Source organism: Hyella patelloides LEGE 07179 (genome assembly GCF_900659865.1).
Classification (GTDB): Bacteria; Cyanobacteriota; Cyanobacteriia; order Cyanobacteriales; family Xenococcaceae; genus Hyella; species Hyella patelloides.
Genome location: NZ_LR214045.1, coordinates 1 through 9,275, shown reverse-complemented (window position 1 = coordinate 9,275; position 9,275 = coordinate 1). Strand labels below are relative to the sequence as shown.

Sequence of the window (9,275 nt, the reverse complement as noted above, 5' to 3'; positions counted from 1 at the left end):
CAGGACGAGTTTGAATGATAATATTTTGTCCTGTTTTATAAGTATAAAAATTTTTACTGGGAATTCCTAAAATAAGTAATAACTGAATTAAAAAAGGAATTATGAAATAAGTTATAGGTATTTTTTTTGGAGTAAGAGAACTATTCATAAGTCACCAACAAATAAATGAAGTAAATGGCGTAGAGAACGTTGGTAAAAGCACATTCAACTCTACAAAATATTGATTAACTAAAAATTATTAAACTTGAGATTGAGTTAGATTTTTTTCAAACCAAATACCTGCAAAAATTACACCTAACCCACAAATAAATAACACCACGGCTTTAGTTAAAAGTCCTGTATTATATTCAAACATTCGAGATAATACTTGTAGCGATAATAAAATAATACCACTCCAATAACCCAAGCGTTTTGCTGATTTGAGAGCTTGACGAATTAAAATAAATGCTAGGGAAAATAAAAATAAATTAAATATAATTGTTCCTAAATAGCCTACAGGATTATTGTTAAAGTTCAACCACAATAAAAGACTGCTAGTAGTAATTGCGATCGCCATATAAATACTCTGATTATCTAATCTCCATCTGGTATTATTGTTTCGTCTCTGTCCTAATTTCCACCACCAATAAATAGAGATAATCGTAAAAACTAAAGTATGGATACATAAAATAGAATAATACCAATTACCCTGAAAAGAAGCTTGACTTGTTGGATAATAATCCCACCACCAATTAAAAGAAGCAAGATATAAAAAGATACTGAGATCGCAAACTGCTATTTTTCGACTGAGGCTAGCAAAAGAAATAGGTGTGGAAAAATTTAAAAGCTTTGGTCTATCTTGATAACTCCAGAAAAAAGCTAAAGGAATCAAAAAAGCGATCGCAAATAAAAATCCTCTTAAGGGTTGTATAAAGGTATCAATATCATAAAGAAAATTAATATTAAAAGAGGCAATAGTTAAGCAGCTAGCTAAAAAAAATAACCAAGCAGAACGGCATCTATAAGCTAAAGGAATAAATAAACAACTTACCAATAAAGGAATTAATTGAATAATATGACTAAGCTCTCCCCGAGGGAAAAAACCCATACTGCTAAAATAACCAATACTAATCAAAATAATGGCAACAATTCCTAATGAGGTTAATCCTAAGCCATAAGCCATCAATAAAACACCACAACCCCATACTAGATATAGCTGATACACTGCTCCTGTTTGGTGAAACATTTGGGACATTAAACCAATATTTGCCCCCAAAATAAGTGAGCCTAATAATAGTAATCCTTGTCCTAACCTAGATTGCCAATTTTCTGTAGCTTTTTGCCAAATATAAAATCCTGCAACATTTGTAATTAGAAAAAAACTAATTAAAATAGCTACTTTAATCGATTTTGACCACACCTGCCAATTAGCAGCTACAAAAGTAATAACAGCCAATCCTAATAAAATACAGCCAAAAGTAATTACCACCGCAGTAAAACGATTATTAGAATTAGTGGCTAAATTAGTAAACTGATAACGTTGAGCAAGTGCTTCATAAATGTTTTGATTTATTAAGCCTTCTATGCGCCATTGTTCGGCTTCTTGTTTTAATTCTTGTTTAAATTTGTGAGAAGTCATTGAATCGTACTGAGTTAACAATGATTTATTTTTGTTAAGGGTTATTTGTTAGTTATTGGTAGATATTTTAATCTTAAATACTCGATCTTTAATTATTAATTATAAATGTGCCACAAATAGAAGCGACACATATTAATTGTTGATTATAAGTTTAATAAAATCTAGTCTAGAAAAATCTAAATTTAAAATTTAAAAGTTTTTAGTTATTTAGAGCGATGAGACTGTTCTCAACTTAACGATCTGCGTTGAAATTTAGATATTGAAGTAACAAAAAATATCTCTTAAAATTAGCTCGCTTGCCATTAGCTATAAACTTGAATCGCTTGAGACGGAGGAGTTAACCTCCACGTACGCCCTATTCCACTTAAAGAAGTGGAGGAGTTGAACCCTGGCTATAGGCTTAGAGCTTAAAGCTGTTAGCTAGTTAAAGAAACTCTTAGTTACAGTGATGCTGGGAACGGAGTTACAATTCAACTAATAGTTTATGATTTATTGATAAATGTTCACTGATAAATGCTCAACGATCGATAATATAAACGATCGCAAAAATATTATTACCGATTTAATTAACCGCTATCGCCATCGCGTAGATTTTTTAACAATTCGTTTAGAAGCAGCAGAAAGTACCGATATCTTATTAAGAGGAAAAAAAATTGATACTCTTAGTGAAAGCACTTCTCTTGGTGGACAAGTAAGAGCCTGTTATAAAGGTGGTTGGGGATTTTCGGCTTTTAATGATTTAGCAAGTTTACAAGAGAGAATGGAAGAAGCGATCGCTTGTGCTAGAATTATTGGCGATGATGAGACTATTTTGGCAGAAGTTGCACCCATACAAACAGTGTGTACCATTCCCCTCATAGGAAGTGACCCTCGCAACATCTCTTTAACGGATAAAAAGGCATTGTGCGACCATTATAATGATATTCTGCGTAGTTATAGCGATCGGATTACTACCACGACCGTTAGTTACAGTGATAGCACCCAAAATATTATCATTGCCACCTCAGAAGATACTCTTATCGAGCAATCTTGGTCAGATCTGGAAATGCGTTTTTCTGCTACCGCAAGACAAGAAAACATAGTGCAAACAGGTAGAGAAACCACTGGCTCTCGTAAAGCCTATGAAGACTTAAGCCAACTAGATCGACAAGTAACAGGCGCAGCACAAAGAGCCGTTGATGCGCTAGCTTTACCAGTCATTCCAGGGGGAACATATCCCGTAGTGATTGACCCTATCTTAACTGGTTTATTTGTCCATGAAGCTTTTGGACATCTTTCTGAAGCAGATATGGCTTACGAAAACCCCGACTTATTAGAAACTATGAGTATAGGAAGACGTTTTGGCTCAGAAGAATTACAAATCTATGATGGCGCAGCACCTCATTTAAAAAATTCCCAATTGGAAGAAATTCATCGCGGTAGCTACTACTATGATGATGAAGGAACGCCCGCCACTACTACCCAATTAATTAAAGATGGTGTCCTCGTAGGTAGATTGCACTCTCGCGAAACCGCAGGAAAGCTAGGAGAAAAACCCACTGGTAACGCTCGTTGTCTCAGCTATCACTATCCTCCCATTGTTCGGATGACAAACACTTGGATAGGTAGAGGTAAAACCCCAGTAAAAGAACTTTTTCAAAACATCCCTATAGGAGTGTATGCAAGCAATTGGCTGGGAGGAATGACCAATGGCGAGATGTTCACTTTCAGTGCGGGGGAAGCTTGGATGATTCGCGACGGTAAAATAGCCGAACCCGTAAGAGATGTCACTTTATCAGGAAATGTCTTTAAAACCCTAGCCAATATCGAAGCTATTGGTGATGATTTTTATTGGGATGAATCTGGTGGTTGTGGTAAAGGGGGACAAAGCGGTTTACCTGTAGGTTGCGGAGGTCCCAGTTTGAGAATTAAAGATGTCGTTGTGGGTGGAGAAACTGTTTAAAAGCTAAGTCACATTTTAAATTCATTTACCTCCACTGCCACTGCTACTGTTGAACTTGCTCTTGTCCTATCTCATCTGCTTCTGGAGTCATAAACTATATAGGAATGCTATTTATCTAGAAAAATCGACTGGTAAAGATGAAAAGCTAGATATGAAGAAATCAGCTAAAAATTTAATTTCTTGCTATTCTTTGGCTTCGGTAAAGCTATTTAAATTCGCTCCTCAGAACCAATGATTTTTTCGATTATCAATACTGCTTAATTCTTAAACAAGAAGTATTGGGAGTAATACCAATTCCCAAAAGTAATTGGAGACGCACGTAGAATCCTCATGAAAACTAGGTTTTAACCTCAAATTACCACCAATGTTCACAACGCAGCTAGGATTAAACCTTTGGTTAGCCTTGAGAATTTTGTTCTACAGAAACACTATTTTTTTGAGATACTTCTGGCTGCTCCTTGGTACTTTCTAGTTGAGCATTCATTTTTACAGATTTTTCAATGTTTTGAGCCTCTTTTTTAAACTCAGTCTCAAATTCCTTAGAAGCATCTTGAAAACTGCGAAGCGTTTTTCCTAAACTACGCCCGATCTCTGGTAATTTTTTAGGACCAAATACTAGCAGAGCAACTACCATAATTACTGCCATTTCTGGTAATCCGATGCCAAAAATATTCATTGTTTGTTCCCTTATAACCTTATATCCGACTCCGTTCTACTTTGATTATTGCAGAAAAAACCCCCGATAAACGGGGACAATAAACTGATTTTTAATTACAGAAGATTCTTATTGCTGAATCTTATCGACCAAGACTTGCCCAATCAACGTCAATACCCTCTAAGATGAGTGAGGAGTTGTAGAGTTGAAGAATAATTAAGAGAAAAACTAAGAATAACGCCATAAAAACTCCCATTAACGGAGTTGTGCCCCAACCAGGAGCAACTTTACCATATTCTGAATTAAGAGGTTTTAAAAGATCGCCTAAACCAGTACGTTGTGACATAATCTACCAATACTTATCAAAGATATTTTTTGTAATGTTCTGTAATATTATAGAGTAATAGTCATCACAATTTTATTTAACTTATGGAACCTGCAACAGTTCTTAGCATCAGTATCGGTGCAGTAGTAATCGCCATTACAGGATTTTCGATATACACAGCTTTTGGCCCTCCTTCAACAGAATTAAGCGATCCTTTTGAAGACCATGAGGACTAGAACAGTAGATAGTAATAAAGTACTGTCGTGCCGACACTGTTTTACAAGACTCCAGTAATGTTCAATAAATCGGTAGAAAAAAGCGGGGAAAAGCTCTAAATAGCAATAAAAATTTAGATTTTACCTCGTATTGTTTCACCATCCTTTGTTACAATATCTGGGGTCAATAAACTTAAACTAAACCGCAAACTTTTGAATCAATCCCTAGATATTCCTAGTCTCGACACATTAACCCAGGAACTAGCAGCAATTCAACAAACTGGTTCTCGGCGAATTGCCTTACTGGGTTCTCGTCATGTGCCTATCATGCATCAACAACTGATAGAAATGATGAGCTATGCATTAGTTGTAGGTGGTAATCATATAGTTACCTCTGGTGCAACAGGAACTAACTCGGCTGTCATCAAAGGAGCTATGCGAGCCGATTCTAATTTTTTAACTGTGATTTTACCTCAAAGCTTGCAACTTCAGCCTAGAGAATCAAAAGAACAATTGCAACAGGTCATGCATTTGGTCGAAAATTCGGCAAACGATCATCTATCGTTAGGAGAAGCCAGTGCTATTTGTAACCGAGAAATTACCTCTCGTTGTCAACAATTAATTTGTTTTGCTTTTCATCACAGTGAAACTCTGCTAAAAACTTGTCAGGAAGCAGAAGAACAAAGAAAAATAGTAACTTTATTTTATTTTGATTAAATTAAATGAATTTATCAGTCAATGCTAGTTTACTCTATGGAATTGTTGGGGCGGTAATTTTGACTTATTTTCCCTATCTATTTGTGGCAACTGCTCGCTTTCAGGTAGGCTATGATATGTCCGCTCCCAGGGCAATGTTGGATAAACTACCTCCTTACGCTCAAAGAGCAACCTGGGCGCATCAAAATTGTTTTGAGGCTCTAATTATTTTTACGGTTGCTGCTTTAATGGCTTATGTAACTGGTGTTGATTCTGATTGGGCAAAAATTTCAGCGATCGCTTTTCTAGCGTCTCGTTTCTTTTTTTCTTTGTTTTACATTGTTGATATTCCTGCACTACGCTCTTTAATGTTTGGGATTGGTAGTGCTTCTAGTTTTACGTTGTTTACTCTTAGTTTAAAAACCCTCAGCTAGGGGGTGTCATCAATTAACTACATAAAGTTATTTGTTTCGATAAATTGAGTTTCTCCTGGAAATAGGAAGTAATCCATCATTAGAAATAGTTTGGGGAGAATTCTTAGCACCTTATATTATTTGAAGTTGAAAAAACTCCAGATATTGCTCAAGAAATAATCCTAGATTTCAAAAGTAAATCAGCCAAGACCAAAGATAGAAAAAACGTAATGATACAAATTTACAAGTTTATGTTTTTTGTACTTTATGAATTGCATTCTGATAACTAAGCTGTTACGATAGACAATGCTTAGATAGCTAAATACTAAGCCCTTGTAGCTCAGTGGTAGAGCGCACCCTTGGTAAGGGTGAGGTCGTCGGATCATTCCCGATCAAGGGCTTTTAAGTCAAGACAATAAAATCACCAGTATATAAAGCGTTTTACGAATATCTGGCGAGTAGCTAGGACCATAACGTTGGGTATTTTGAGATAAGTTTTGGTATATTTAGACATCACAACTGACCTAAAACTGACCTAAAGTTAAAGGAAAAATTTTTACCCAACAGATAGTAGCCGATCTATTCTGCTATCTGGCTCGGAAGCTAATCAATAATGACATAAATTGGATTGGGTATAAAAACTAGCGATCTCGATTTTTAGAACGAATATATTATCTAAAGAGAAATTGATAAAAGTTAAGACAATTTAATTATTTAAGTCTTTATTTTCTAGCTGTCTGGAGAGTGAGGAGCGCAGCTTGTCATTCGGAAGACAGCAACTCCCAGCAAAAGAAAAGCTAAACATTCAGTTTTGATATTGAAAGAAATCTTGCTGTCTCAGTATTTTCTCTTTATAAGAGACAAGGTTTTAATCTTCAAAATGATAGAATTGAGTCAAGATAAAATAGAAGAAACCATTACAAGCTGCTATGGATATCAGAGAGCTTACTAAAAAAGTTCAAGAGTCGGCGAAAAACCGTACTCGTGAAGAAAATATACAACTACTTAAAGATGCCAAAATCATTGATGAATCTGGTTACTACTGTCAAGAATTCTTTTCAAAAGAAACAGTAGCTAAGGATAAAGCAGAAGGTAAACCACTGATAATTTAATTCTAATTATTTAATTAATGTATTCAACAAAACCAAGTTTTGTTTACGGTTTTCATGGGTTAGATCGAGAAATAGCTATTCGTATTTTGAATCAAGAAGATAGCTTTCGTCATAGTAATAACTCTTATGACTGGTTGGGAAATGGAATTTACTTTTGGGAAAATAATTATCAAAGAGCTATCCAATACGCTCAAGAAGATAGCAGAAGAGCCAATTCAACAATAAAAATCCCTTTCGTTTTGGGTGCGGTTTTAGATTTAGGAAATTGTCTCGATCTGCTAGATCAACAATACATAGATTTTCTAGCGACTGCTTTTGATGTTTTAAAAAGGTATTTGGAACGGGAAAATAAACCTTTACCAAGAAATACTGCATTTGGAAAAGCAGATTTCGATTTTAAAAAAAGAGAATTAGATTGTGCTGTAATTCGCTACGCACACAAACTGGCTAGAGAAGAAGGAATATATTTTGATTCTGTAAGAGCAGCTTTTATAGAAGGTGAGCCTCTGTACCCAGGTTCAATGTTTAGAAGACAAAATCACATTCAGATTGCAATCGTTAACCCGAACTGTATCAAAGGAATATTTTTACCGAGAGAGGAAGTTTCCTTCCCCTCAGATGACTACTTTAGTTAGTTCAAGAATAAGAGTTTTCTACGGAAGCAAACTCTTGAAAAGAGCGAATCAGACCAGAAGACTTATCAAATAAAACCTCTGCCATTCCCGTAGCTCCATGTCTGGCTTTAGCTAAAATCAACTCTAATACCCCTAGCTTTTCGGTGTTTTGATTGTAGTATTCATCGCGATAGGCAAAAATGATATTATCCGCTACCATCTCTAAAATTCCCGATTGAGAAAGATCGCTCATCATGGGACGCTTATTATTGCGACCTTCAACTCCCCTACTCACTTGAGAGAGAGCTAAAATAGGAACTTTCAACTCTCCTGCTAATTGATACAATCCTCTGCCCACATCACCCAATTCATAACTACGATTGTCAGTACTATTGGTTGTCACCATCTGTTGTAAATAATCCACGACAACTAGACCAAGTTTCCCCTCTCTAGCTTGAATTTTACGGCATTCCGATGCAATATTCGTAACGCTAATTCCCCGATTTTCATTCATGTATAAAGGTAATTGAGCAGCAAGATCGGCAATTGAGATAATACTATTCATTTCTGCTTCTGTCAGAGAACAAAAGCTCCCTTGATATTGACGTAGGCGATCGCTTTTAATGGGAGTTAAGTTAAGATGTTTGTAACAATCCAATTTGCTCATCAAACTCCAGAGTCGATATTCTAACTGCTTTTTCGTCATCTCCAGTGAAAAAATAACTACAGGTAGCTGATGTTGGAACGCGACATGCAAAGCCAAATAAAGCGAAATAGCACTTTTTCCCATCGATGGTCTACCAGCTAGTATGGTCATGTTACCTGGTTCAAAACCGACCATGAGACGATCTAGCTCTTTTATTCCCGTTGAATAGAGAGGAGTCTTTTTTTCAAGTTGATTAAAAACAGCAGCAGCAATTTCACTATTATGTTCCGTATCAGATCGAATCTTTTGTTGGGAAATTGCAAAAATCTCTTTTTGCGAACAATCAAGGAGAGTTTCCAATTCTAAAGTCGTATCGTAACCGAAATTAACAATATTGTTCCCCGCTTCAATAATTTTTCGTCGCAGGTACTTATCCATAATCAAATCGACATAGCGATCGATGTTGACCGCCGAAACAGTACGATTTAATAATTGAGAGAGTTTTGCCATGCCACCGACTGATTCCAATCTCCCACGATCTGCTAAATAATTGCTGATTGCCATCAAGTCGGTTGGTTTACCTTGATGATGAAGTTTGAGAGCAGCTTGATAAATTTCTTGGTGTGCCAATAAAAAAAAAAGCTTGAGGATGAAGTTGAGTTTCGATACGGGACATTGCCCCTGGATCGAGCAAAATACCGCCTAAAATTGCTTCTTCGGCTTCGATATTAGCTGGAGGTAGTTTGTTATCGTTCATGCTACATCTCCTGCTATTGCTTGACTATTTATCTGTTTTTGGAAAGCAGCAATTATCTTTTTCTTTGATTCAGGTAAATTTGAATTCAAATCATTGTCTCGCTCTCGATATAGTCGATAGTAAACTTCCCAGCGATTTCGTCCTGCGTTTGTTTTATACGAAATCCTGTTTAGAAAACCAGGTTTAAATTAAATATCAGATAACCAATAGTAATTCGTTAAATCTCTAATTTCTTTAGTCATTTCATTTAAAACATTGCAACGTTTAACTAGAATTTCTTCA

General features: G+C 35.8%; 11 protein-coding genes and 1 tRNA gene. 7 read left to right on the top strand and 5 right to left on the bottom strand.

Annotated elements, in window-relative coordinates:
- Nucleotides 1–238 precede the first annotated feature (238 nt).
- Entirely contained in the window at nucleotides 239–1,618 is a 1,380-nt protein-coding gene (locus H1P_RS27795; protein ID WP_144873854.1) for a DUF2157 domain-containing protein, read from the bottom strand.
- Nucleotides 1,619–2,117: 499 nt separating this feature from the next.
- On the opposite strand from H1P_RS27795, the gene H1P_RS27790 reads away from it, so the two are divergent.
- Entirely contained in the window at nucleotides 2,118–3,560 is a 1,443-nt protein-coding gene (locus tag H1P_RS27790; RefSeq protein WP_144873852.1) for a TldD/PmbA family protein, read from the top strand.
- 397 nt (nucleotides 3,561–3,957) lie between these two features.
- On the opposite strand, the gene H1P_RS27785 is transcribed toward H1P_RS27790, so the two are convergent.
- Together H1P_RS27785 and psbH are read right to left on the bottom strand one after the other, a co-directional pair.
- The gene (locus H1P_RS27785; RefSeq protein WP_144873850.1) at nucleotides 3,958–4,236 is read right to left on the bottom strand and encodes a TatA/E family twin arginine-targeting protein translocase; all 279 of its coding nucleotides are present in this window, start codon (nucleotides 4,234–4,236) and stop codon (nucleotides 3,958–3,960) included.
- A gap of 121 nt (nucleotides 4,237–4,357) precedes the next feature.
- A complete protein-coding gene (gene psbH, locus H1P_RS27780; RefSeq protein ID WP_144873848.1) occupies nucleotides 4,358–4,561 on the bottom strand; it encodes a photosystem II reaction center phosphoprotein PsbH in 204 nt (67 codons plus the stop codon).
- 83 nt (nucleotides 4,562–4,644) lie between these two features.
- On the opposite strand from psbH, the gene psbN reads away from it, so the two are divergent.
- From psbN to H1P_RS27750, 6 genes are all read left to right on the top strand, one after another.
- Nucleotides 4,645–4,776 (top strand): photosystem II reaction center protein PsbN, encoded by a 132-nt coding sequence (gene psbN / locus H1P_RS27775; protein WP_144873846.1) that lies wholly within the window; start codon nucleotides 4,645–4,647, stop codon nucleotides 4,774–4,776.
- A gap of 192 nt (nucleotides 4,777–4,968) precedes the next feature.
- Entirely contained in the window at nucleotides 4,969–5,472 is a 504-nt protein-coding gene (locus H1P_RS27770; RefSeq protein WP_144873844.1) for a DNA-processing protein DprA, read from the top strand.
- A 5-nt stretch (nucleotides 5,473–5,477) separates the two neighbouring features.
- Nucleotides 5,478–5,885 carry an MAPEG family protein gene (locus tag H1P_RS27765; protein ID WP_144873842.1) on the top strand — a complete coding sequence of 136 codons (408 nt, stop codon included), beginning with the start codon at nucleotides 5,478–5,480 and terminating at the stop codon, nucleotides 5,883–5,885.
- 308 nt (nucleotides 5,886–6,193) lie between these two features.
- Nucleotides 6,194–6,265, top strand: a tRNA-Thr gene (locus H1P_RS27760).
- A 528-nt stretch (nucleotides 6,266–6,793) separates the two neighbouring features.
- Nucleotides 6,794–6,976 carry a hypothetical protein gene (locus H1P_RS27755; protein WP_144873840.1) on the top strand — a complete coding sequence of 61 codons (183 nt, stop codon included), beginning with the start codon at nucleotides 6,794–6,796 and terminating at the stop codon, nucleotides 6,974–6,976.
- 17 nt (nucleotides 6,977–6,993) lie between these two features.
- Complete coding sequence (locus H1P_RS27750; RefSeq protein WP_144873838.1) at nucleotides 6,994–7,611, top strand: hypothetical protein; 618 nt, start codon at nucleotides 6,994–6,996, stop codon at nucleotides 7,609–7,611.
- Between the two features lies 1 nt (nucleotide 7,612).
- Here the strand turns inward: H1P_RS27750 and dnaB are convergent, their stop codons facing one another.
- Nucleotides 7,613–8,866 carry a replicative DNA helicase gene (dnaB, locus tag H1P_RS27745; RefSeq protein ID WP_281291248.1) on the bottom strand — a complete coding sequence of 418 codons (1,254 nt, stop codon included), beginning with the start codon at nucleotides 8,864–8,866 and terminating at the stop codon, nucleotides 7,613–7,615.
- Nucleotides 8,814–8,993 (bottom strand): DnaB-like helicase N-terminal domain-containing protein, encoded by a 180-nt coding sequence (locus tag H1P_RS39075; RefSeq protein WP_281291247.1) that lies wholly within the window; start codon nucleotides 8,991–8,993, stop codon nucleotides 8,814–8,816. Before H1P_RS39075 ends, dnaB begins: the two co-directional genes overlap by 53 nt.
- Nucleotides 8,994–9,275 lie beyond the last annotated feature (282 nt).